Annotated in this window: 22 protein-coding genes and 1 pseudogene; 9 read left to right on the top strand and 14 right to left on the bottom strand. The window is 66.3% G+C overall.

Annotated features, from left to right (window positions below; genetic code table 11):
- Positions 1-36: 36 nt before the first annotated feature.
- The 3 genes from GO592_RS11800 to GO592_RS11790 are packed head-to-tail and all read left to right on the top strand — an operon-like array spanning position 37 to position 2,979.
- The gene (locus tag GO592_RS11800; protein ID WP_237737203.1) at positions 37-429 is read left to right on the top strand and encodes a nuclear transport factor 2 family protein; all 393 of its coding nucleotides are present in this window, start codon (positions 37-39) and stop codon (positions 427-429) included.
- A gap of 1 nt (position 430) precedes the next feature.
- A complete protein-coding gene (locus GO592_RS11795; protein ID WP_202715146.1) occupies positions 431-1,615 on the top strand; it encodes an acyl-CoA dehydrogenase family protein in 1,185 nt (394 codons plus the stop codon).
- Positions 1,606-2,979: a phosphotransferase family protein gene (locus GO592_RS11790; RefSeq protein WP_237737202.1), complete on the top strand. Its 1,374-nt coding sequence runs from the start codon at positions 1,606-1,608 to the stop codon at positions 2,977-2,979. The genes GO592_RS11795 and GO592_RS11790 overlap by 10 nt, the downstream gene beginning before the upstream one ends.
- 73 nt (positions 2,980-3,052) lie before the next feature.
- On the opposite strand, the gene GO592_RS11785 is transcribed toward GO592_RS11790, so the two are convergent.
- From GO592_RS11785 to GO592_RS11755, 7 genes are all read right to left on the bottom strand, one after another.
- The gene (locus GO592_RS11785) at positions 3,053-4,117 is read right to left on the bottom strand and encodes a branched-chain amino acid ABC transporter permease (RefSeq protein ID WP_172650830.1); all 1,065 of its coding nucleotides are present in this window, start codon (positions 4,115-4,117) and stop codon (positions 3,053-3,055) included.
- Entirely contained in the window at positions 4,114-4,998 is an 885-nt protein-coding gene (locus tag GO592_RS11780) for a branched-chain amino acid ABC transporter permease (protein WP_202715145.1), read from the bottom strand. Before GO592_RS11780 ends, GO592_RS11785 begins: the two co-directional genes overlap by 4 nt.
- A 16-nt stretch (positions 4,999-5,014) precedes the next feature.
- Complete coding sequence (locus tag GO592_RS11775) at positions 5,015-5,722, bottom strand: ABC transporter ATP-binding protein (RefSeq protein WP_172650832.1); 708 nt, start codon at positions 5,720-5,722, stop codon at positions 5,015-5,017.
- Entirely contained in the window at positions 5,719-6,504 is a 786-nt protein-coding gene (locus GO592_RS11770) for an ABC transporter ATP-binding protein (RefSeq protein WP_144286857.1), read from the bottom strand. Before GO592_RS11770 ends, GO592_RS11775 begins: the two co-directional genes overlap by 4 nt.
- Positions 6,501-7,736, bottom strand: a complete 1,236-nt coding sequence (locus GO592_RS11765; RefSeq protein ID WP_172650833.1) for an ABC transporter substrate-binding protein — start codon at positions 7,734-7,736, stop codon at positions 6,501-6,503. Before GO592_RS11765 ends, GO592_RS11770 begins: the two co-directional genes overlap by 4 nt.
- Positions 7,737-7,850: 114 nt before the next feature.
- Entirely contained in the window at positions 7,851-9,383 is a 1,533-nt protein-coding gene (locus tag GO592_RS11760; RefSeq protein ID WP_202715144.1) for a long-chain-fatty-acid--CoA ligase, read from the bottom strand.
- Positions 9,384-9,427: 44 nt separating this feature from the next.
- A complete protein-coding gene (locus GO592_RS11755; RefSeq protein ID WP_172650835.1) occupies positions 9,428-10,354 on the bottom strand; it encodes a cyclase family protein in 927 nt (308 codons plus the stop codon).
- Between the two features lie 152 nt (positions 10,355-10,506).
- Here GO592_RS11755 and GO592_RS11750 point away from each other — a divergent pair, with 152 nt between their 5' ends.
- The 3 genes from GO592_RS11750 to GO592_RS11740 all read left to right on the top strand — a co-directional run bounded on the left by GO592_RS11750 (position 10,507) and on the right by GO592_RS11740 (position 13,628).
- The gene (locus GO592_RS11750; protein WP_202715143.1) at positions 10,507-11,463 is read left to right on the top strand and encodes a GlxA family transcriptional regulator; all 957 of its coding nucleotides are present in this window, start codon (positions 10,507-10,509) and stop codon (positions 11,461-11,463) included.
- Positions 11,464-11,595: 132 nt separating this feature from the next.
- Complete coding sequence (locus GO592_RS11745) at positions 11,596-12,234, top strand: HD domain-containing protein (RefSeq protein WP_202715142.1); 639 nt, start codon at positions 11,596-11,598, stop codon at positions 12,232-12,234.
- Between the two features lie 380 nt (positions 12,235-12,614).
- On the top strand, positions 12,615-13,628 hold the full coding sequence (locus tag GO592_RS11740) for an alcohol dehydrogenase catalytic domain-containing protein (RefSeq protein ID WP_202715141.1): 1,014 nt from the start codon (positions 12,615-12,617) through the stop codon (positions 13,626-13,628).
- Positions 13,629-13,658: 30 nt separating this feature from the next.
- Here GO592_RS11740 and GO592_RS11735 read toward each other — a convergent pair whose 3' ends face one another.
- The 4 genes from GO592_RS11735 to GO592_RS11720 all read right to left on the bottom strand — a co-directional run bounded on the left by GO592_RS11735 (position 13,659) and on the right by GO592_RS11720 (position 16,220).
- Positions 13,659-14,090 (bottom strand): DUF5313 family protein, encoded by a 432-nt coding sequence (locus GO592_RS11735; protein WP_037202753.1) that lies wholly within the window; start codon positions 14,088-14,090, stop codon positions 13,659-13,661.
- A gap of 50 nt (positions 14,091-14,140) precedes the next feature.
- Positions 14,141-14,617, bottom strand: a complete 477-nt coding sequence (locus tag GO592_RS11730; protein ID WP_172650839.1) for a MarR family winged helix-turn-helix transcriptional regulator — start codon at positions 14,615-14,617, stop codon at positions 14,141-14,143.
- Between the two features lie 73 nt (positions 14,618-14,690).
- Entirely contained in the window at positions 14,691-15,383 is a 693-nt protein-coding gene (hemQ, locus tag GO592_RS11725) for a hydrogen peroxide-dependent heme synthase (protein ID WP_043792728.1), read from the bottom strand.
- Positions 15,384-15,392: 9 nt separating this feature from the next.
- Entirely contained in the window at positions 15,393-16,220 is an 828-nt protein-coding gene (locus tag GO592_RS11720) for a sulfurtransferase (RefSeq protein ID WP_172650841.1), read from the bottom strand.
- Positions 16,221-16,325: 105 nt separating this feature from the next.
- Between GO592_RS11720 and GO592_RS11715 the strand changes: the two genes are divergently transcribed.
- Complete coding sequence (locus GO592_RS11715; RefSeq protein ID WP_202715140.1) at positions 16,326-18,008, top strand: nitrite/sulfite reductase; 1,683 nt, start codon at positions 16,326-16,328, stop codon at positions 18,006-18,008.
- Between the two features lie 104 nt (positions 18,009-18,112).
- Here GO592_RS11715 and GO592_RS11710 read toward each other — a convergent pair whose 3' ends face one another.
- Positions 18,113-18,439, bottom strand: coding sequence for an ANTAR domain-containing protein (locus GO592_RS11710; protein WP_172650843.1), 327 nt, complete (start codon positions 18,437-18,439; stop codon positions 18,113-18,115).
- Positions 18,440-18,614: 175 nt separating this feature from the next.
- Positions 18,615-19,238 (bottom strand): annotated as a pseudogene (locus GO592_RS11705) (class I SAM-dependent methyltransferase); the annotation flags it as partial.
- Positions 19,239-19,423: 185 nt separating this feature from the next.
- Between GO592_RS11705 and GO592_RS11700 the strand changes: the two are divergent.
- Both GO592_RS11700 and GO592_RS44300 read left to right on the top strand, forming a co-directional pair.
- Positions 19,424-20,863, top strand: coding sequence for an ISNCY-like element ISRjo3 family transposase (locus tag GO592_RS11700; protein WP_011599295.1), 1,440 nt, complete (start codon positions 19,424-19,426; stop codon positions 20,861-20,863).
- A 313-nt stretch (positions 20,864-21,176) separates the two neighbouring features.
- Positions 21,177-21,476, top strand: a complete 300-nt coding sequence (locus GO592_RS44300) for a hypothetical protein (protein ID WP_237720380.1) — start codon at positions 21,177-21,179, stop codon at positions 21,474-21,476.
- A 42-nt stretch (positions 21,477-21,518) separates the two neighbouring features.
- On the opposite strand, the gene GO592_RS11690 is transcribed toward GO592_RS44300, so the two are convergent.
- Positions 21,519-24,056 carry an excinuclease ABC subunit UvrA gene (locus GO592_RS11690; protein WP_007296667.1) on the bottom strand — a complete coding sequence of 846 codons (2,538 nt, stop codon included), beginning with the start codon at positions 24,054-24,056 and terminating at the stop codon, positions 21,519-21,521.
- Positions 24,057-24,123: the final 67 nt, after the last annotated feature.

The raw sequence follows: 24,123 nt of genomic DNA, 5'->3' as shown, positions 1-24,123 counted from the left end.
GCCGACCACAGCGGCAGCACCGCACGGAAGTGACGAATGATCATGAACGACTTGGCCGATCGCTTCTTCGCCGCCGTCAGTGACGGCGACGAGACGACGCTGACCGAACTGTATGCACCTGACGCACGGATCTGGCACAACGACGACGGGCGCGAGCAGACGGTCACCGAGAACCTGCGCGTGCTGCGCTGGCTCTCACGCACCCTCGACGACCTGCGCTACGAGGACATCCGCCGCCACGAGTTGCCGGACGGCTTCGCTCAGCAGCACGTACTGCGCGCCACATTGCCCGGGCACGGATTGCTGGAGGTGCCGGCGAGCCTGTTCGTCCGCGTCGCCGGCGGCCGGATCACCCGCATCGACGAATACGTCGACTCCGCCGCCACCCTGCCTCTGCGCACGCCGGCCGCCCATCCACGGGAGCACTGACATGACCGACACCCGTTCCGCCGTTCCCCTCGCCGAACTGTGCGCGCAGATGCGCTCGTTCATCGACGAGACCGTCATCCCCGCCGAACCCGTCCTGGTGAACGAGGACGGCGCCGCGCACGAGGCACTCGCCGAATTGCGCGAGCGAGCCAAGGAACTCGGCCTGTGGGCACTCGGCCACCCCGCCGAGCTCGGGGGGGGTGGCGTCCCCTTCCTCGACTTCGTCTACCTCAACGAGATCATCGGACGCTCGGAATTCGGTCAGATGGCCGTCGGCTCGGTCTCCATGCAGGACACGCTGATGCTGCACAAACACGGCACCCCCGAGCAGAAGCAGCGATGGATACCCCCGATGGTCGCCGGCGACCTGCTCCCCTCGGTCGGTCTGACCGAGCCGGAAGTGGCCGGCTCGGATCCCACTCTCGTCGCCACGCGTGCCGAACTCGACGGCGACACCTGGGTGGTCAACGGGCACAAGTGGTTCACCACCGGAGTCCAGGATGCGGGCTACTGTTCGGTCTTCGCGCGGACCGAACCCGACACCACCCCGCGGCACGAGCGCATCAGTGCGATCATCGTGCCGACCGACACCCCTGGATTCGAGATCGTCCGCTCGATCCCCACGATGGGGCACAACCCGAGTGATCACTACGAGGTCCGGCTCACCGACGTCCGCGTTCCGGCCTCCGCCCTCCTCGGCGAGCGCGGCAAGGGTTTCGCGGTGGCCCAGGACCGGCTCGGCCCTGGTCGGATCTTCCATTGCATGCGCTGGCTCGGGCAGGCGCAGCGGGCATACGAGCTGATGTGTGACCGCGCAAACACCCGCTTCGCCCACGGTTCCCTGCTCGCCGAGAAGGGCGAAGTGCACCGCTACATCGCCGAATCCGCCGCCCAGATCCACGCCGCCCGGCTCATGACGCTCGATGCCGCCCGCGCGATGGACGCCGGGGAGGATGCCCGGGTCCGCATCGGGTTGGTGAAGTTCTGGGGTGCCCGCATGCTGCACGACGTCGTCGACCGTGCCATCCAGATCCACGGAGCCCTCGGCCTGACCGCCGATACCCCGCTCGAACGGATGTACCGGCAGGCGCGGTACGCACGTATCTACGACGGACCCGACGAAGTGCACCGCATGTCCACCGCCCGTCGGTTGCTGCGCGATCCGGAGGCCGCCCCATGGCGATGACTCACGCCCCCGTCACCCTCGAAGACGGCGTCCGCGCCGTGCTGACTGCCGCCTATGGAACAGGGACGACCGTCGGGGAACCCCGGCAACTCACCGGCGGTGCCAGCCGGCAGGTGTGGGCCGTCGACGCCGAGAGCCCGGACGGGCGTCCTCTGCCGGTGGTGCTGCGCCGCGACCCACCCGGGCACGGCGACGCCGCCCGGATGCGGGCGGAGGTGGCGTGCCTGCGGGCCACCGCCTCTGCCGGAGTACCGGTGCCCGTGGTCCTTGCTTCCGGCGACACAGCGCCCGGCATCGACGCTCCGTACCTGCTCATGGACAGGGTGGAAGGAGAGGCACTCCCCCGGAGGCTGCAGCAGGATCCGGCGTTCGAGGCGGTGCGCAGCCACCTTGCCGTGGACATGGGTTACGTGCTCGGCCGGATCCATCGCACTCCCCTGGACACTCTCGACATGCTCGACGCCACCGACCCGGTGGACGCGATCGAGGCCGTCTACCGCGACCTGAACGATCCCCGTCCGGCGGTCGAGGCCGGTCTGCGATGGTTGCGCGATCACCGCCCGACGGATCGCCCGAATACCCTCGTACACGGTGACTTCCGGATCGGAAACCTTCTCGTCGCCGGTACCGGCATCCGCGGGGTGCTCGACTGGGAACTCGCCCACCTCGGCAACCCCGTCGAGGACCTCGGCTGGTTGTGTGTGCGGGCGTGGCGGTTCGGTGCGCCCGCACCGGTCGCCGGCATCGGTACCCGCGAACAGCTCCTCGACGGCTACGAGAAGGCCACCGGGACACGCCCCTCGGTGGCCGAACTGCACTGGTGGGAAGCCTTCGGGACGCTGAGATGGTTGGTCCTGAGCAGGTTTCAGGCCGAACGTCACTTCGGTGGGGCGGAGCCGTCTCTCGAGTTGGCGGCAATCGGACGGCGGGTCTGCGAATCCGAGTACGACTTGCTCGATGTGCTGGGTGTGCTCGACGACTCCGTGCCTACTCCACCGACCACCCCGCCCGGGCCCACCGTACACGGGCGGCCCACCGTCACCGAGATCGTCGATCTGGTCGCCGACACGCTGGCCACCGACATCGGCCCCACTCTCGAGGGCACGCACGATCGGCAGCGGTATCTGCTGCGGATCTGCGTCAACCTGCTGCGCACCGCGGGACGCGAACTCGACGCCGGGAACGGCATCGACTCCGTTCTCGGTGACGCCCTCGGTGCGCTCGGGTGCGTTTCCGAGGCCGAGCTCGCCTCTCGGCTGCGCGTGGGAGCGCTGGACTATTCGGACGACGGGGTGCGTCGGGCGATCTCGATCGCGGTGCTGGCCCGTCTGCGTGTGGCCGCTCCCCGGCACCTGAACCGATAGAACGCGAACAGCAGGCAGTGCCCGGCGGATCCGTCCGCCGGGCACTGCCTGTTTTCGCGGCCGATGTCAGTCGTCAGTGGGAGACGACCAGTTCCCGTGGATCCTCATCGGCCGGCGTCGTCGACCGGGTGTGTGAGCGAGTGCCCGGGATCCTGCTCACCAGTGGCCCCAGCGCCCATCGGACCAGGCTGATCACCCCGTATGGGAGGACGAAGATGAAGACGATCAGCGCGGCTCCGTAGGTCATGCCGGCCGCCGATTGATTGATCTCCGCCGTCCACTGCGGCACATACTGCACGAAGAACGCGCCGAACACGACGCCCGGAACGGTGCCGAGGCCACCGATGACGATCATGGTGATGAAGGCGATCGCCAGCGGCAGCCCGAATGCCTCGGGTCCGACGTACTGGACCACGAAGCTATAGAGCACGCCGCCGACACCGGCGAGTGCCGCGCTGAGCGCGAACACCGTCGTCTTGGTGCGGGTGGCGGGGACGCCCAGAGTGGTGGCGACGGCTTCGTAGTCTCGGATTCCGATCAGTGATCGGCCGATTCGGCCGGTGGAGAGCCGTCGCACGACGAGGTAGGCGATCAGCGCCACGACCAGGCACAGGTAGTACACCCACTGGTCGCGTTCGAGTCCGCTGAAGCCGGGCGGTTCGGCACCGGCGACGTTGATTCCCGCCTGTCCGTCGGTGACGTGTTCGAACCGTTTGATCACCGCGGGGGTCACCAGCGCCAGACCCAGCGTGGCGAGTGCCAATTGGAGTCCGTGCAGGCGCAGGGCGGGCAGGCCGAACAGGTACCCGATGACGTAGCAGACCGCGAACGCGATCGGAAGGAGCAGCAGGTGCGGGACGTCGTGGTTCTCGACCAGCACGGCGCTGAGGTAGGCGCCGACGGCGAAGAAGAAGCCGTGGCCGAGCGAGATCTGACCGGTGTTGCCGGTCAGCAGGTTCAGTCCCAACCCGACCACCACGTACACCAGCACCATGGAGCGGTCGAAGTTGACGTACGGCGCCGACACCAGCGGTGCCACCGCCGCTACGAGAACCACCACTACGACGGTGGCGCTTGCCAGCCACCGCGGTGGGTCGAGTTCGGCGCGGGGCCGGCGAAGGAGTTCGACGATTCTCATACCCGGGCCACCTTTCGTGCACCGAACAGGCCCTCGGGTTTGAGGAGCAGCACCCCGAGGATGAGCGCCAGCGCGACAGCCTGTTTGAAGTCGTGTCCGATCCAGGAAATGTATGTGCCTGCAAGGTTTTCCGCGACACCTACACACAACCCGCCGACGAGAGCGCCGACCGGGCTGTCGAGGCCGCCGAGAACGGCGGCGGCGAATGCGTAGATCAGCGAGGCGACGAGCATGTTCGGTTGCAGGAACAGTTGTGGCGCCGCGAGGGCGGCGGCGAGGGCCCCGATGGCCGCCGCCAGGCCCCAGCCGATCATCAGCATGCGACCGACGGGGACCCCGATCAGTTGCGCGGAGTCGGGGTTGGCGGCCGCCGCCCGCATCGCCAATCCGACCTTGGTGCGTTGGAACAGGACGAACAGTAGCGCCGCGACGACGCTGACGGCCCCGACGATCACCAATGACTGCCGGGAGACCGCGACCGGACCGAGGGCGAGTACCGGTCCGGCAGCGATCGCCGGGAACTCCTTGCTCTGCACACCCCAGATCCACCCCGCGGCGCTGTTGAGTACCAGCATCAAACCGAGAGTGATGATGACCAACGGCATGTGGTTCGGTGAGGACGCCAGTGGGCGGATCAGGACTCGTTCGGCGACGGCGCCACCGCCGAAGGCCACCACCATCGCGCCTAGGACGGCGAGGTACAGCGGCGCACCCCACTGGTGGAACTGCCACGCGAAGAACGCCGAGAACATCGCCATCTCCCCCTGCGCGAAGTTGACGATCCCGGAGGCTCGGTAGACCAGGACGATGCTCAACGCGAACGCGCCGTACAGGGCGCCCCACGTGAGCCCGTCCACCAGTTGTTGAAGAAATACATCCATGACCACTCTCCTGTGCTCAGTAGCCGAGGTACGCGCGGCGCACCGACTCGTCGTGGGCCAATCCGGCGGCAGCGCGTTGGGCGACGACACGACCGGCGTCGACGAGCACCGCAGACGTCCCGATGTCGAGAGCGAGGTGCGCGTTCTGTTCGACGACGAGGATCGTCGTCTCGGTCTCCTCGCTGATCCGGCCGAGCGCGCGGAACACCTCCTGCGTGATGCGCGGGGCCAGGCCGAGAGACGGCTCGTCGAGCAATAGCAGCCTCGGACCTGCCACGAGTGCCCGGGCGATCGCGAGCATCTGTTGCTCACCGCCGCTGAGCCCGCCTGCCTGTTGCCGTCGTCGTTCCCGTAGTCGCGGGAAGAAGTCGTACCAGTGCTCGATCGCCCGGTGGGTGGCGGCGGCAGAGGTGGTGTATCCACCGACACGGAGATTCTCCTCCACCGTCAGGTCTCCGAATGTGCCGCGCCCCTGAGGTACGTGGGCCACACCGAGGCGGGCGATCCGGTCGGTCCGCATGCCGGTGATGTCGCGGCCGTCGAGGGTGATGCGCCCCGTGGTACGCACCAACTGGCAGATCGATCGCAGAATGGTGGTCTTCCCGGCCCCGTTCGCGCCGAGCACCACCGTCACCTCCCCTGCCGGTACCTGGAAGTCGATGCCGTGCAGCACTTCCGCGCGCCCGTACCGGGCATGCAGGTTTTCGACGGTGAGCATGTTCATGCGGCACCGCCCAGGTATGCCTCGATGACCTCGGGATGGGCAGCGACCTCGGCCGGTTCGCCCTCGGTCACCTTCTGCCCGAAGTTCAGCACCACCACACGGTCGGAGATCGACATCACCATGGCCATGTGGTGCTCGACGAGCAGCACCGAGAATCCCCGTTCGTCGCGCAGGCGCCGGACCGTGTCGGCGAGTTCGAGGACCTCCTCGTGGATCAGGCCGTTCGCCGGTTCGTCGAGCATCAGAAGCCGGGGTCGTTGCATCAGTGCGCGTGCGAGCTCGACCCGTTTGAGCGTGCCGTAGGGCAGGTTGCCTGCCGGTTCGCGGCCGACGTGCTCGAGATTCATCGATTCGAGAAGCGCCCAGGCCTCCTGCCGTTCGTCGGCCTCCTCCCGGCGGGTGCGCGGCAGTCCCAACGCGGTGGCGAGGAAACCTGCCCGGGTGCGTGAGTACGCCCCGGTAAGGATGTTGTCGAGCACCGAGATCGTCGGGAACAAGCCGATGTTCTGGAACGTGCGCGCGATTCCGGCCTCGGCGACCGCGTCCGCCGACAGCGCGAGCAGGTCGGCAGACCCGAAGGTGATCTGTCCCGACTCCGGTTGGTACAGCCCGCTGATGCAGTTGAACAGGGTGGTCTTCCCCGCGCCGTTGGGGCCGATCAGCCCGACAATCTGGCCGGGTTCGATCGTGAATGATGGCCCGTCGAGGGCGACGACTCCGCCGAATCGCAGGCGAACGTCGTTCACCTGCAGCGGAGGCACCCCCAGGGGTCCGGCGGTCATCGCTCGGTGCTGCGGGTGACCACAGCGTCGTAGTGCCAACTGCCGTCGCGGAAGGTCATCGGAGCCATCGACGTGATCGCGTACGGGTAGTCCGCGCTGGTATCGAACGTGACACCGTCGATAGACAGGTCCGTGGTGACTCCCTGCAGGTTCCGGACGGAGGCGAGCAGATCGGCGCGGGTGCACCCCTTCATCTGCTCGAGGGCGGCGACCAGCAGCTGAGCAGTGTTGTACCCGGTCGCCGCGATGGTGTCGGTCGACTTGATCGCTTCGGCATGCCGCTCGGCGAACGCCCGCCAGTTGCGCATGCCCGGGCGCTGGTCGTGGTCGGCGCTGCTGACGTCGTAGATCCAGTAGAAGGAGTGCACGCCTTCGGCGGCGTCGAGACCGGCCGGCGCCAGAACGAAGTTCGTGTCAGTGGCGCCGGAGTAGATGTAGGTCTCCGGCTTCCAGCCCAGCTCGTGCGCCTTCTTCAACGACTGCGTCACGAAGCTGGCGGTCGCGAAGTTGACGAAGACGTCGGCCCCGGAGCTCGCGAGGTTGACGACCTGGGAATCCACGGACGGTGTGGTCTGCTCGTACGACTGCTGTGCAACGATCCGCGCGCCGCTGCCGTCGAGGCCGGATGCCAGGGCAGCGAGGCTGCCGTTGCCCAGACTGTCGTTCGGATACAGCACCGCAACCCTCGCTTGCGGGTGATCGCGCAGGATCTGCTCGGCGCGCTCGGCTACCTCCCAGCCGGTCTGCGGGTTGACCGCACCGGCGACCACGGGCCGCTCGCCGAGGGTGGCGAGCAGTTCGTCGGTGCCGGTCATGGGGAACACCAGCGGGACGTTCTTCTGCGCGAGATAGTCGACGACGGCGAGGGTCGACGCGGTACCGATCAGGTTCTGGATCGCGAACACCTGCTGCTGTTCGACCAGCGATCGGACGTTGCCGACCGTGCGCGCCGGGTCGTACCCGTCGTCGAGTGCGGTGTAGATGATCTTGCGGGACTTGCCATCACCCATGGCGACGCCGCCCGTGGCGTTCACCTCGTCGAACAGGGCCGATGCCGCGGTCGCCTGGGGCCCGGCGATCGATTGCACCAAGCTGGTGCCGAAATGGATCTCGGTGTCGGTGATGCCGGGGTCGCAGTCACCTGCGGCGGTGGCGGTGTCACGGCCCGAGCATGCGCTCAGGGACGCGGTGGCGCACAGGGCTGTCAGGCCCACGGCGAGGATGCGTTTCATGGTCGCTCCGTTGATGGAAGGCAGGGGAGCCGGAAGCTAGCCCGGCTCAGGTGTTGTCGGCAGGGCGCAGCGACGGCGACGAGGAGTCGTCGCCGCCGTGCGCTGGTGTGGGGCTTAGACAGTTACGTGAGAGAAGCGTTCACGCAGATCGCGTTTGAGGACTTTTCCGGTGACGTTCTTGGGCAGGGTGTCGATGAAGACGACCCGCCGGGGTACTTGGAATCCGCCGAGCTGTTCTCGGCAGGTGGTGATGATGTCGTCCGCGGTGGCGGTGGCGCCTTCACGGAGAACGACGACCGCACAGACCAGTTCGCCCCAGGTCTCGTCCTCGACGCCGATCGCAGCGGCCTCGGCGACGGCGGGGTGACGGTAGAGAGCCTGCTCGACGGTCAGAGACGCGACATTCTCACCGCCGCTGATGATCAGATCCTTCTTTCGGTCGACGATGTAGACGAAGCCCTCGTCGTCGCGGCGGACCAGATCGCCGGTGTGGAACCATCCGTCGGTGAATGCGGAGGCGGTCGCGTCCTCGTCGTGCCAGTAGCCGGTCATCACCTGGTCGCCGCGGATCACCATCTCCCCCACCTGACCGGTGGGCACGTCGCGCATGGTGTCGTCGACGATGCGGAAGTCGATCAGGCGCATGGGTTTTCCTGCGGCCGCGAGTAGTTCGCTCTCCCCGCCGGCGGCACGCCGGTGCGCGTCGTAGTCGAGGTGCAGCACGTTGCCGGCGAGTTCCGTCATTCCCATGCCCTGGTAGAAGTCGCAGCGGAGGCGTTCGAGCCCCTGACGCAGTACCTGGGCCGGGATTGCCGACGAGCCGTAGCCGATTGCCTGCAGGGAGCTGAGGTCGTGGTCGTCGAGTGCGGGATCCTGGAGCAGGAAGTTGATCATGGTCGGCGCCAGGCCCGTCTGCGTGACCTTCCATTGTTCCACCAGACGCAGGAACGTCGCATTGTCGTACGTGCGGAGAATGCCGACGGTGCTGCCCATCAGGTGGTTGAGTAACGTCACGTACCCGCCGACGTGGCACAGCGGGAAGCAGAATAGAAAGACCGTGTCCTCCGGCAGTGCCCACTGCAGCGCCGACGACGTGATCCCGCTGACCAGGCTGCGATGACTGATCATCACACCTTTCGGCATGCCGGTGGTGCCCGACGTGTACACCAGCCACGCAATGTCGTCCGGTGCCGGTCGCACCGACGGCGCCGGCGCAGGCCCGTCGCCCACGAACTCGTCCCAGCCGAGGGTTCCCGGGGCGGTTCCGATGGAGACCACGGTGTGCACCGACGGGATTCGATCGCGAATCTGTTCGATAGTTCCGGCGAACTCCGCGGCCACGATCAGCACGGTCGCACCGGAGTGCTCGATCAGCGCGGCGATCTGGTCGGAATGCAGGCGGAAGTTGAGGATGGTCAAGGCCATCCCGGCCATCGGCACACCGTAGTAGCAGTCGAAGTATTCGGTGCAGTTCGTGGACAAGATTGCGACCCGGTCCCCCGGAGCCGCGACGCCGAGCAGAGCGCCGGCAAGCCGTCTGCTGCGGTCACGCAGCTCGACGTAGGTCACTGCCTCGTCCTCGAATCGCAGCGCGATCCGGTCGGGATGTTTGCGCGCGCCGTATTCGACGATGTCGCTGACCAGCATTCAGTTTCTCCTAGGTACTGGTGAGGTGGCGGTGGAGTCGGTGCTCACCGGATAGCGAGGGGGTTGATCGGCGATCCCACACCGCGGGTGAACTGTAGGGGCGGTCCGGCGTAGAAGAAGTCGTAGATGCCGTCGGCAGCACAGGCGGCGGACAGCTCCTCGAAGTCGAGCAACTCGGCAAGGGTCATGCCCATGTCCCGAATGAGCACCATGTGAAGCTCGAACAGCGCCCCAGGGTTCTCGCCGGGCATCACCTCGACCGCCCAGTTGTCCGAGCCCACCACCGCGACGTCGCGCTCACGCAGCCAGGACGCGCACGACAGGCTCAGGCCCGGCTCACCGGCCATGAAGCCGGCCGGGTCATGGTCGGCGAGAAACTTTGCGCGCCAACCGGTGCGGATCATCACGATGTCGCCCGAACCGATCTCGACGTTCTGAGCGGCGGCGACGGCGTCGAGTTCGTCCGGGGTGATCGCGGTCCCGGCTTCGAGCCAGTCCACACCGCGTGCCCGGGCCACGTCGAGCAGCACGCCGCGCCCGGCGATCCCCTTCGCCTGGGTGTGAATTCCGCACTTGCCGGCACCCTTGACGGTGACGCCGGATCCCGGATGCCCGTTGTAGAGCTGGTCGTCGTAGTGCACATGGGAAAGGGAGTCGTACTGCGAGCCGGCCTGCAGCGGCATGAAGACATAGTCGTCGGCCCATTTGAAGCCGCCGGGAAGCACCTGCTCCTGCCCGTTCTCGGCCATCAGTCGGATCGGATTGATCCGATTGCCTCCCGGCTGGGGCCCGTCACCGTCGAGTGGGATGCCCAGTTCGAAGATCTTGCCGGTCCGAATCAGCGCCGCGGCAGCCGCCACACACTCGGGCGTGATGAGATTCGTGGTCCCCCGCTCGTCGTCGGCGCCCCAGCGACCCCAGTTGCTCACCCGTCGGCCCAACTCTCGCATATCGGATATGGACGTGGTCATCCTGCCTCCTCGGGCACTCGAACAAAGTATGACGTGACAGTCATGTCAACTATGCGAATTGTGACCTCCAGCACCCCCGGTGTCAACACCGGGCCTACCGAAGGGTCCGAGCCGGCGGGCCGTTGAAAGCATGAGGCGAGGAAGATGAGCTCATGGATGTGCCCCACCGTGTCGGCGTGCTCGTGTTCGACGGCGTGAAGATGCTCGACGTCGCCGGTCCATCCGAGGTCTTCACGGAGGCCAATCGACTCGGCCCCACGTACGAGTTGGTGCTGTGCTCGGTCGGGGCGGTCGACGTGACCTCGTCCACCGGGATGCGGATTTCCATCGATGTCGACGCCGCGGACACAGGTCGTCTGTCGACCGCGCTGGTGATGGGCGGCGACCGATTTCCGTCGACGCCGGTGAGCCCGGAACTCGCGGGTGCGGCCACCACTCTGGCCGCCAAGGCCGACCGGATGGCCTCGATCTGCACCGGTGCGTTCATCCTGGCGGCGGCCGGGCTCCTCGACGGTAGACGCGCGACCACGCACTGGCAGCACGCCGACACCCTCGCGCGCGGATATCCCCGGATCACCGTGGAACCCGACGCAATCTTCGTCGAGGACGGCACCATCTTCTCCTCTGCAGGAGTCACCGCAGGCATCGACTTGGCCCTGGCTCTCGTCGAACGCGATCACGGCACCGAACTGGCACGAACGGTCGCCCAGTCGCTCGTGGTGTTCCTGCAGCGACCAGGCGGGCAGTCCCAGTTCTCCCCCAGCCTGCGCGGGCCGCGGCCACGCACCGGACAGCTCCGCGAGGTGGTCGATGCCGTGGCCGCGGACCCCGCCGGTGACCACTCCGCCACTCGGCTCGCCGCACGCGCCAACGTCAGTCCCCGGCACCTGACCAGGCTGTTCCAGGACGAGTTGGGCACCACCCCGGCCAAGTACGTCGAACTGATCCGATTCGACACTGCAAAAGCCATGCTCGATGCAGGCCACACCGTGACTTCCGCGGCGCAACACAGCGGATTCGGAAGCCCGGAGACTTTGCGACGCAGTTTCATCCAGCATCTCGGGGTCTCTCCCCGGGCGTATCGGCAGCGATTTCACTCCACCCGCTGAAAGCAGCCGACAGGGCATGTCCCGATCTGTGCGGAAGTGGTCCGGAATACCGGTTTTCGTCGCGGTCGACAATGTCACTGTGAAGTAGATCAGCCGCACCTGCCGACCAGAACTTCCGGAAGCGAGAAATGTATGACCGACACCATCGCAGGCATCGACATCCCCGACACCACCCTGGTCACCGAGGCAACGGAACTGGTGCGGGAGGCCGCGAACCCATTGATCTACCACCACTCCCGGCGCGTATTCCTGTTCGGTTCGCTCCGAGCGAGACACCAGAAACTCACGTTCGATCCTGAACTGTTGTACGTCGCGGCCATGTTCCACGACCTCGGCCTCACGACGAAATACCGGCGAACGGATCAGCGATTCGAGATCGACGGCGCCGACGAGGCCCGCAACTTCCTCCGCTCCCACGGAATCGGTGAAGACGCGGCAGACACGGTGTGGACGAGCATCGCACTCCACACCACTCCCGAGATTCCACTGCATATGGCCCCGGAGATCGCGCTGCTTACCCGCGGCGTCGAACTCGACGTACTCGGAATCGGCTACGACGCCATCACCGACGCGGAACGCGCCGCCGTCGTTGCATCCCACCCGCGGCCGGACTTCAAGGACGAGATCCTCGCTGCCTTCACGGACGGACTCCACGACCGCCCGGACACCACATTCGGCAACGTGAAAGCCGATGTCCTGGCACACTTCGTTCCCGGCTTCGTCCGGGGTGACTTCGTGGATGCGATCCTGAATTCCGCGTGGTCCGAATGACTTCCGTCGCTGCGCGCGACACTCGATGCGCCCGCACAGCCAGGCGCACGCGAACCGTCAGCTTTCGGCGACCCCGATCGCAATGATGAATTGCGCCGACAATCCATAGATTTCACGTGGTATAGATTTGTCGGTCCGCCGAGGTGCAATGACTGACGAGTCCGCGGCAGCTCGCCTACTCGCTTCGCCTGTCCGTAACGCGCAATGCTCGTTCGACGACTTTCATCGGTCGTGCCGGCAGTTGTCCGATAGTCCAGCTTCGAGTCCGGCAGACTTAGCCGATGGGTCGGACCCCGTCAACCCTTGTCAGGAGCTCAGCTGAGGGGCTTGACTGAAACGTAGGTCTCGATCGCCCAGGATGACAGACAGGGAGGATGCATATGCCAACCCATCAGGCAGTTCACGTCCAGGCCCCCGGCGAACCGCTGACACTCGTCGACGTCGAAACAGGGTCGCCCCCGCGCGACCACGTACGCATCGCGGTGTCGGCGTGCGGAGTGTGCGGCACCGACCACGCCTTCGTCAACGGCGCGTTCCCGGACATGTCCTGGCCCCTGACACCTGGACACGAGATTGCCGGAACCATCGCCGAACTCGGCGACGGCGTCGACCACTACGCCGTCGGCGACCGTGTCGCTGTGGGTTGGTTCGGTGGGCACTGCAACCAGTGCATCCCCTGTCGTCAGGGCTCCTTCATTTTTTGCGAGAAGTTGCAGGTGCCGAGCTGGCAGTACCCCGGCGGATACGCCGAGTCGGTGATCGTTCCAGCAAATGCGCTGGCCCGGATTCCGAACGAGCTGTCCTTCGCGGAAGCAGCACCCATGAGTTGCGCCGGGGTCACCACGTTCGACGCGCTGCGCAAAACCAGGGCCGTCCCGGGCGACCGCGTCGCCATCCTCGGCATCGGCGGACTCGGCCACCTCGGTGTGCAGTTCGCCCGGGCGATGGGTTTCGAGACGATCGCCATCGCCCGCGGCGCCGACAAAGGCGACGACGCCCGTCAGCTCGGCGCCCACCACTACATCGATTCCACCGCCGGCGACGTCAGCGAAGCGTTGCAGGCTCTCGGTGGCGTGTCCGTGGTTCTGGGGACCGCGGCGAACTCGAAAGCGATGGGTGATGTGGTCGGTGGGCTGCTTCCGCTCGGTGAACTCATGGTCGTCGGTGTCACGCCCGACCCACTGCCGATCAGTCCTCTACAGCTGATCACTCCCGGCGTCGATGTCACCGGCCACCCGTCCGGCACCGCCCGCGACGTCGAAGAGACGATGCACTTCGCGGTCCTGTCAGGCGTGCGCGCCCGAATCGAGGAACGGCCTCTGACTCGAGCGGCGGAGGCCTATGCAGCGATGGAGGAAGGTCGGGCACGCTATCGCATGGTCCTCACCATGTGACCATTCTCGGCATCGGTTGATCGACTGTCTTCAGCGGGGTTCGTTGCCACTCCGCCGTTCGATGCCCCAGGTGCCGGAAGGTCCGTGGAGCTTCTCGTACGCCGCCTTTTCGGCGTCGTGACGGGACGCCTTCCTCGGGTTCTCCAGATCGGGCGGCAGTCCGTGCCTCTCGAGGCGTCGAGATCGGTTCTGCGCCATGTACGACACCGCGTAGAACACGGCGAGTAGCACTCCGAGCAGGACCATGGAGGCGCGCAGTCCGAGCGGTCCAGGGAACAGGAAGAACGCGGCGAAGACCGGAACGAACGGGACCATGCTGCGAATGAGGTGCCGAGGAACCGCCCAGTCACCGACCAGGTCGTTGCGGACCCAGTCCTGCATCGAGTCGGGAAGTTTGCGGCCTACCGCGTAGCCCAGCCACTGTATGGGGCCGGGCCGGGTTCGTTGCGTGTTTCGCGACATGACGACTACCTGTTCACGTTGTACTGAAGTCGAATTCGACATGATTGTCCTCATTGATCGAGCGCGCCCGCTCTGAGCGCAGCCTGATTGACGCGAGTGAGAACGTCGTGGAGTTCTTCGAGTTCGGCCAGGCTGACCCCGAGCTTCTCGATCACGGCGGGCGGAATCTTCTCGGCTTCCGCACGTAGCGCAGCACCGGCTTCGGTCAGCTCGACATCCAGTTGCCTCTCGTCGGCCCGGCTGCGGGTGCGCGTGATCAGTCCGGACGCCTCGAGGCGCTTCAGGAGCGGCGAGAGGGTGGGTGAATCGAGTTGCAGCGCGGTCCCGATCTCCTTGACCGCCATCGGGGCCTTTCCCCAGAGAGCGAGCATGACCAGATACTGCGGATGCGTCAGCCCCATCGGTTCGAGCAGGGGGCGGTAGACGGCGAGAACCGCCCGGTTCGCGATCGCGAGCGCGAAACATACCTGCCGGTCGAGAGCGAGTAGATCGTTGCCGACCTTCTCCTGCTCAATGTCTGCGGTCATGCCACCAGGCTACCAGAATGATTCGTGCAATAACTAATATTGCACGAATCATTCTGGAGATAGTCGGCGATCCTCAAGGCAGACGCGCAACGAGGGCATCGAGGCCGGTTCGCGGGCCGGAGAAGAACGGCGTCTCCAACCGAACGTGCCGACGCGCGTCGGTCGCACGAAGGTCTCGCATCATGTCGACGATCCGGCTCGAGTCCGGAGCCTCGAAGGCGAGGATCCACTCGTAGTCGCTCAACCCGAAGGAACTCACAGTGTTGGCCCGCACGTCCGGGTAGGCGCGAGCCGCTCTGCCATGTTCGGCGAGCTGCCGTCGCCGTTCGGCGTCCGGCAGCAGATACCACTCGAGCGATCGGTTGAACGGGTACACGCACACGAACTGCCCCGGCTCCTCATCGGCCACGTACGCCGCGATGTGAGTGCGGTTGAATTCGGCGGGCCGGTGGAGCGCGACCGCACTCCACACCGTCGTACACGCCCGCCCGAGTCGGCAGCGACGAAAACCGGAGTAGGCGGCCTGCAATCCCTCGACGGTGTCGGCATGCGTCCACATCATGAAGTCGGCATCTCCACGTAGTCCTGCGACGTCGTAGATTCCGCGGATCGAAACACCGGACTCGGCAACTCGCTCGAGATAGGCGTGCGCATCGTCCACCACCTCGGCGCGCACATCCGGCAGTGCGCCGGGGGCCACCCGGAACACGGTGAACATCATGAACCGCACGCGCTGATTGAGCTCGGTAAAGCGAGACCTGGTCAAGGGCTCGGGCTACCGCTCGACCGGGGCGCCGACCAACGAGCCGTACTCCACCCAGGAGCCGTCGTAGTTCCGAACGTCGGGGTAGCCGAGCAGTTCGTGGAGAACGAACCAACTGTGCGCCGATCTTTCGCCGATCCGGCAGTAGACGATGATGTCCTTCGTCTCGTCGAGGCCGGCGCCGCCGTACAGGGCGCGGAGTTCGTCCTCGCTGAGGAAGGTGCCGTCGTCAGCGGCAGCCTTGGACCACGGCACGTTGACCGCAGTCGGGACGTGCCCCGGGACCTGGGGTTGTTCCTGCGGGAACTGCGCGGGAGCGAGGATCGTCCCGGAGAATTCGGCGGGAGACCGGACGTCGACGATGTTCTTGTTCCCGATCTGCTCGATCACCTCGTCGCGGTGCGCGCGGATTCCCGACACGGGCTCGGACGCCACGTAGTCGGTGACCGGCCGGGTGACCTTCTCGCTCGACAAGGGCCGGCCGTCGAGCTCCCACTTCTTGCGTCCGCCGTCGAGCAGCCGGACGTCGCGGTGGCCGTAGAGCTTGAAGTACCAGTACGCGTAGGCCGCGAACCAGTTGTTGTTCCCGCCGTACAGGATCACCGTGTCGCCGTTGGCGATGCCTCTCTCGGACAGGAGTTTCTCGAACGATCGCCGATCGATGACGTCGCGGCGCACCGGATCTTGAAGATCGCGCTTCCAGTCGATCCGGACGGCACCGTCGATGTGGTTCGCCTCGTACTGCGCGGTGTCCTCGTCCACCTCGACGAGGACGACGTCGGGGTCGTGTCCGTGTTCGACGACCCATTCGGCGTCGACCAGAAAATTGCTTCTACTCATGGTTCATCCTTCACGTCGTCGGCAACCGGGGTGTGCACATATAATTAATGCACGATCTATTCGCCTACGCTACAGTTTCGGCACGCAGTTTCGACAGGAGCACCGATGACAACACCGAAGACCCGCGCTGCGCAGGCGAAGACCCCGCGCACTGAGGGGCAATGGGCACCGGGCGACCGTGAGCCACTCAATGTGAACGAGCAGGTCAAACAGGACGACGACGGCCTCAACGTGCGCAAGAGAATCGAAGAGGTGTACTGCCGTACCGGCGTCGCCGGCATCGACCCGACCGATCGGCGAAGCCGATTCCGCTGGTGGGGGCTCTACACCCAGCGCGCACCTGGCATCGAGGGCGGCCGAACCGCCACGTTGCCGCCGGAAGAGCTCGAGGACGAGCACTTCATGCTCCGCATCCGCATCGACGGAGGGGCACTGACCACTGAACAGTTGGGCGTCGTCGGTGAAGTCTCCCGACTGTTCGCCCGCGACACCGCGGATCTCACCGACCGCCAGAACATTCAGCTGCACTGGATCAGGGTCGAGGACCTACCCGAAATCTGGCGGCGACTCGAAGGGGCAGGCCTCACGACCGCCGAATCCGCAGGCGACACCCCGCGCGTGGTCCTCGGCTCGCCGATGGCCGGCATTGCCGTCGACGAGGTTCTCGACGCCACACCCGCTCTGCACGAGATCACCCGCCGATTGATCGCAAACCCCGAGTACTCCAACCTGCCGCGCAAGTTCAAAACCGCCATCTCCGGCCTCCAAGACGTGGTCCACGAGATCAACGATGTGGCGTTCATCGGTGTCGACCATCCGGTTCATGGCCCGGGACTGGATGTCTGGGTCGGCGGCGGCCTGTCGACGAATCCGCGGATCGGCGAGCGCCTCGGCGCATGGGTACCACTGGAAGACGTGCCCGACGTGTGGATCGGAATCGTCTCCCTCTTCCGCGACTACGGGTATCGGCGACTGCGGGCGAAGGCGCGCTTGAAGTTCCTCGTCTCGGACTGGGGTGTCGAGAAGTTCCGCAACGTGCTCGAAAAGGAATACCTCGGACGCGCAATGCTCGATGGACCAGCACCCGAACCGCTCGACGAACCCCGCGATCACGTCGGTATCCAGCGTCAGAAGAACGGTCTCAACGCCGTCGGGATCGCACCCGTCGTGGGCAGGGTCGGCGGCACCGTGCTGACCGACTTGGCACGAGCAGCGGAAGCATCCGGATCCCGGCGGGTCCGCATCACCCCGATGCAGAAACTCGTCATCCTCGATGTGCCCGACGAACAGGTCGGCTCACTTCGATCGAGTCTCGACGCTCTCGGGTTCCCGTCGAGCCCGTCACCGTGGCGACGGAGCACCATGGCCTGCACGGGCATCGAATTCTGCAAGTTCGGGATCGTCGAGACCAAGGCGCGAGCCGCCGCACTCATCACAGACGTCGAGAAGCGATTGGCCGACGTCCAGGATCAGCTCGAGCACCCGATCACAGTGCACCTCAATGGGTGCCCCAACTCGTGCGCCCGCATCCAGGTCGCCGACATCGGCCTCAAGGGCATGATCGTGACCGATGACGATTCCAACCAGGTCGAGGGATTCCAGGTTCATCTCGGCGGCGGCCTCGGGCTGGTTACGAGCTTCGGGCGCAAATTGCGCGGCCACAAGCTTCCAGCCACCGAGGTGCCCGACTACGTCGAGCGGATCGTTCGACGGTACGTGGCCGACCGCGAGGGCTCCGAGAAATTCGCGGCCTGGGTCCAACGCGCCACCGAAGCCGATCTCGCATGATCGGCTGGCACCGCCGGCCACCACGTAATCGCGGCTGAGGCCAGACCTCCCGGCGCGCCCGTCAGTCGAGGTCCGCTACTTGCCGGCGTCGGTGAGGGGTCGCGTCAACTCGCCTGCGCGTGTCGGCGGGGAGGAAGCTGGTTGACCAACTGCTCCCACTCTTCGAATCGGGCGGCTTCGGGCGAGCGCCGACGGGGCGAGGGTCCGGCGGCGAGGTCTACCAGGCTCCGGGCAGCGCCGAGGACGGTCAGATGATGACGCCGGGCGACGTCGAGGAGTTCGTCGAAAGCCTGGGCGTCACTGCAGCCGCGACCGGCGATCAGGATTCCCTTCGCCGTGCCGAGTAGTTCACGTCCGTCGGGACGCCTATGAGGGATCAGGCGTGTCGGGCCGGGAGTCGGAGTCAGTAGTTCGGTGCTGTCCTCGATCATTCCGCGATGCTCCTTCGCTCTCGTGCATCGACCGCCGACCCGCCGGTGTGCCGACGATCCAGTCCGGACGCAAAATGTGAGTCACGTCACTGTCGATACCTCAACATTTCTAGCCGACGGCGCCGCGCCTGTCATCTAGACAAATGTCCAGCTGTGCCGTCACATGACAAAGCTCTCAGGTAGTGGCCACCAACAGGTCTTCTCCACTCGACGGGCGCAGGCCGTCGGATCGATCGGCGAAGTAGCGCTCGGCGAATGAAGTTCCCGCCACATGCTTCGCGCCGTCGAACCCAGCCTCGCGGGCCAGGGTCAGCATTTCCGGCGGGGTGTAGAAACTGACGAACGGTGTTCCGGCCGCCCGCGCACCGCTCTCGGACGCCCGGAATCCGGGGCGATCGGCGTCGTTGAGAAGTTCGGTCGGCAGTAGGAACGTCATCGCCAGCGTCGAGCCGGCAGCGAGACCGGCGAGCTGGCGCAGGGTGGCCGCGGTGGCGCCTTTCGTGAGGTACATCGTGACGCCGGTCGAGACGACGACCGCAGGCAGTCGAGAATCGAAGCCCGCTGCAGCCAGCTGCTCCGACCAGAAATCGCTCGCCTCGAAGTCGACCGGCACCAACCGCAACCAGTCGGGAACGCCGAAGCCCAGCTCGATCAACCGGTTCCGCTTCCAGGCTTGGGGGCCGGGTTGGTCGACCTCGAATACCCGGATGCGGGAGGCGATCCCCGGCCTACGCTGGGCAAAGGTGTCCAAGCCCGCCCCCAGGATGACGTATTGGACGACACCGCGGCATGCTGTCCGGTCCGTACGTCTGCTCGCCTGCCGTCGCCATGACGTTCTCGCTCCTCAGGGTCAGTTCTCGAGCATCCGATGCCACGCCTAGCTACTTCGACCTGAAAAAGTCGGGGTGTGGCGGTACGTGATCAGCCAGTCCTGAACCGGAACAATGGCCTCAACCCGTTGGGCTAGAAGGGATCGAGGCCATCGTGTTCCGTACCGTAGGCGATCAACCGTCGTTGTTCGAGTCGGTGCTGCCGCAGGAGTTGCTGCGGCTTCCCGCGGAGCTCGAGCGAGTGGATGCGCTGTTGGATGATCCGGCGTTCTTCGCACCGTTCGTTCCGTACTTCGACCCGCGGATCGGTCGTCCGTCGACGCCGATGGAGACCTACCTGCGGCTGATGTTCCTCAAGTTCCGCTACCGGCTCGGCTACGAGAGCCTGTGCCGCGAGGTGAGCGACTCGTTCACCTGGCGCCGGTTCTGCCGGATCCCCTTGGACGGGTCGGTGCCGCACCCGACGACGTTGATGAAGCTGACCACCCGCTGTGGCGCGGCGGCGGTGGTCGGGCTGAACGAGGCGTTGCTGGCCAAGGCCACCGAGGCCAAGGTGCTGCGCACCACCAAGTTGCGGGCCGACACCACCGTGGTGCCCAGCAACGTGTCCTACCCCACCGACTCCGGTTTGTTGGCCAAGGCAATCCGACGGATCGCGGTCACGGGCAAGCGGATCCAGGCCGCCGGTGGAGCGACACGCACCACGGTCCGGGACCGATCCCGTGCGGCGGGCAGGCGTGCGCACGCGATCGGTTTCAAGCTGCGGTCGCGCAGCGCCGCCGGCCGAGACGAGGCCCTGGCGGCGGTCCGGCGCACCACCGGGGAGCTGGCCGACCTGGCCGAGACCGCCGCCACCGATGCCGAACGGCTGCTGACCAACGCGAAACACGCGCTGCGCCGGGCACGCACCAAGGCCACAGCCCGGAAGGCCCAGGGCGAGCACGACGGGGCCGCGGGCCGCCGGCGCGGACGCCTGGCCCGCGCCATCGACGACCTCGAGGACCTGGTCACCGCCACCCGGCAGATCACCGCGCAGACCCGACAGCGGCTGGCCGGGCAGACCCCGGACGGAGCCACCCGGCGAGTCAGCCTGCACGACCCCGACGCCCGGCCCATCGCCAAGGGACGGCTCGGCAAACCGGTCGAGTTCGGCCACAAGACCCAGCTCGTCGAAGGCGACGACGGCGTGATCGTGGACCACAACGTCGAACGCGGCAACCCGGCCGACGCACCCCAGCTGGCCCCAGCCGTGGATCGGGTCCGCACACGCGCCGGCCGGCCACCCCGCACGGTCACCGCCGACCGCGGCTACGGCGAGAAGGCCGTCGAGGACGACCTCCGTGACCTCGGCGTGCGCCACGTCGTCATCCCCCGCAAGGGCAAACCCTCAGCTGACCGGCGAGCCGAGGAACACCGCCCGGCGTTCCGACGAACAATCAAGTGGCGCACCGGAGTCGAAGGCAGAATCAGCGCCCTCAAACGTGGATATGGCTGGGACCGCACCCGCATCGACAGCACCGAAGGCGCCAAGATCTGGGTCGGCCACGGGGTCCTGGCGCACAACCTGGTCAAGATCAGCACCCTGGCAGCGTGAAAGGCGCCGATCGGGGGGAATTGCGGCCAACCCAATCACGACCGGCCGAGAACGGCCGAATCATGCTCACCGGGGCGCCTCGTTTTTCAGGTCGAAGTAGCTAACGCACACCGTTCCCAGCGTATATGCCTCGTATGAAACGTTCAGTGAAGCGAGCCACCAGCCTGCTCACGGCTACAGCAGCCGCTCTCCTCGCGTTCGCAACACCCGCGCAGGCAGACTCCCCCACCCCGTCTACTTCCGTGTGGGGAACTTCAACTGCTCGATCGCACCCGACGACAGCGTGGGATGCGATCTGCCACAACCATTGCCGATGGACTTCCCGATCCTCGGCGAGTTCGGACTGCCGTGGCTGGGACCCGTCCAGCACGTCGTCATCGACCTTCCCTGGCTACCTTCTCACCCCACCTACCCGCCCGGCACCCCGTTCACCCTGCCCGGCGGCAACCCCGACATCTCCGAGGTCGCCACCAGCCAGAGCATGCACCAGAAAACGATCACCCACGGGGGAACCACCTTGTCTCGCAGGGTTCATGGGAGACGTCACCTGCACCGCCAAGGGACACAGCTTCGTCGTCACCGTCTACGGAATCCACGCCCACTGAACCGGTAGCACACGAACCGGATACCGACTTCGTCGCTCACATGCGCACCCTCACACGGCGAGATGTCGAGCGAGATAGGCGGCGGTGGCGGAGCCGGCCGTCTCGGCCACGACCGTCGGTGGTCCCGAGGCGATGATCCGGCCGCCGTTGTCTCCCCCGCCGGGCCCGAGATCGATCATCCAGTCCGCCGAGGCAATGACCGGCATGTCGTGTTCGACGAGTACGACGGTATTTCCCGCCGCGACGAGCCGTCGCAACACCACCATGAGGCGATCGACGTCGGCAGGGTGCAATCCGGTGGTCGGTTCGTCGAGTACGTATAGCGTGTGCCCGGATCGGAGGCGCTGCAGCTCGCTGGCGAGTTTGACGCGTTGCGCCTCCCCGCCGGACAGGGTGGTGGCGGATTGGCCGAGCCGCAGATATCCGAGACCGACTTCGACAAGCATGTCAAGGCTTTTCGCCGCCGCCGGGACGTGACTCAGGAAAGCACGGGCGTCGTCGACCGTCATCGCGAGGACGTCGGCGATCGTCCGGCCGTCGACGAGGACCTCGAGGGTCTCCGCGTTGTACCGTGCGCCCGCGCAGGCCGGGCACGGTGCGGAGGCCTCGGGCAGAAACAGCATACCGATGGTGATCGAACCGGCTCCCTCGCATTCCTCGCAACGGCCGCCACTGACATTGAATGAGAATCGGCCCGGACTGTATCCGCGTTCACGGGCAACGGGGTGTGCGGCGAAGAGTTTCCGGATCACATCGAAGAGACCGGTGTAGGTGGCAAGATTCGAGCGCGGAGTCCGCCCGATCGGGGTCTGGTCCACGCGCACCAACCGGTTGATGTGTCCCAGCCCGTGAGCGGCCACGACCGTCGGCTCGGCGTTCTTCTCGCGCTCCTCGGCCAGTACGACCGTGGAGTCGTCGGCGTCGTCTCCCCCGGTGTCGGCGCCGGGTTCTCTGTCGACGCCGAGGTGTTGGGCGACGACGTCGGTCAGCACACGGCTCACCAGTGTGGATTTGCCCGATCCGGACACACCCGTGACCGCGGTGAGCACCCCGAGCGGGATTCGCACGGTCAGATCCCGCAGGTTGTGCATCGTGATGCCGGCGAGTTCGATCCACCTGCTCGGCGGTCCGGGCTCGGGGTAACTCTCGGCGGTTCCGAAAAGGTATCGGCGAGTCACGGATTCGGGGACGTGCGCGAGACCGTCCACCTCACCGCTGTAGAGCACCCGCCCACCGTGCTCCCCGGCTCCGGGACCGACGTCGACGATCCAATCTGCCGCGCGGACGACGTCGAGGTTGTGTTCGATGACGAAGACGGAGTTACCTGCCGCGCGTAGCCGCCGCACGGCGGTGACCAGCGCCTCGGTGTCGGCGGGATGCAGGCCCGCGGACGGTTCGTCGAGGACGTACAACACTCCGAACAGACCCGATTGCAGCTGGGTGGCCAGCCGCAGGCGCTGAAGTTCGCCCGGCGAGAGAGTGGTGGTCGAACGGGCGAGACTCAGGTATCCCAGCCCGAGCTCGGTCAGACCCGCGAGGCGGCCGCGAAGGTTGTCTACCAGCGCCGCGGATGCTCGTTCGGTGGCGTCGCTTGCGGCGGAATCGCGGGATACGACGACGGCGTCGAGGACCGAGGCCAGATCGGCCAGTGACAGTTCCGTGGCGTCGGCTATGTCGAGGCCGGCGAACCGGACGGCCAGCGCCTCGGGGCGCAGCCGTTTGCCGTTGCAGGCACTGCAGGGCCGGGACACCAGATATCGGGCGACCTTCGCCCGCTGGGTTGCGCTCTTCGTCGTCGCGTAGGTGTGCAGAACGTAGGTGCGGGCGCTCGAGAACGTTCCCTGGTAGTCGCGCACCATCTTGCCCGGGTCGCGCACGGGTGACACCGTGACCGTGGGTTGTTCCTCGGTCGTGAGGATCCACTCACGCTGGCCTTCCGGGAGCTCGGACCAGGGGCGGTCCACGTCGATACCGAGTGCGTCGAGGATGTCGCGGTAGTTCTTGCCCAGCCAGGCGCCGGGCCATGCGGCGACGGCACCGCCGCGGATACTTCGGCTCGGGTCCGGCACCAGGGCATCGATATCGACGTCGTGGGTGCGTCCGAGTCCGTGGCAGGCTGGGCATCCGCCTTCGGGTGTGTTGGGCGAGAACGCGTTCGAGTCGAGGACGGGGGCACCCGGCGGGTAGGTACCGACTCGGGAGAACAGCATCCGTAGCACGTTCGAGATATGGGTGAGGGTGCCGACCGACGATCGGGCGGAGGTGTGACCGCGGGCCTGCTGCAAGGCAACCGCCGGTGGAAGCCCGGTGATGTCCCCAACCCTGGGCGCTCCGATCTGATCCATCAGCCGGCGTGCGTACGGGGTGACGGACTCGAGGAACCGCCGTTGCGCTTCGGCGTAAATGGTGCCGAAGGCCAACGACGACTTGCCCGATCCCGAGACTCCGGTGAACGCGACGATGCAGTCCCGGGGAATGACCACATCGACGTGGGCGAGGTTGTGTTCGCTGGCGTCGAACACTGCGATGCCGTTGAAGTCCTGGGCACGTCGCGCTGCAGCCTGCGGTGCGGGATCGAAGGTGGGCACAACTGCTCCCGGTGTCGGTTCGTGCTCGGACAGGTTACGTCCCAGTCTTACTCGAGGGGTGGAACCA

Origin of the sequence: Rhodococcus sp. 21391 (genome assembly GCF_016772255.1) — a bacterium.
GTDB lineage: Bacteria > Actinomycetota > Actinomycetes > Mycobacteriales > Mycobacteriaceae > Rhodococcus_F > Rhodococcus_F opacus.
This window is presented reverse-complemented; position numbering and strand designations above follow the sequence as displayed.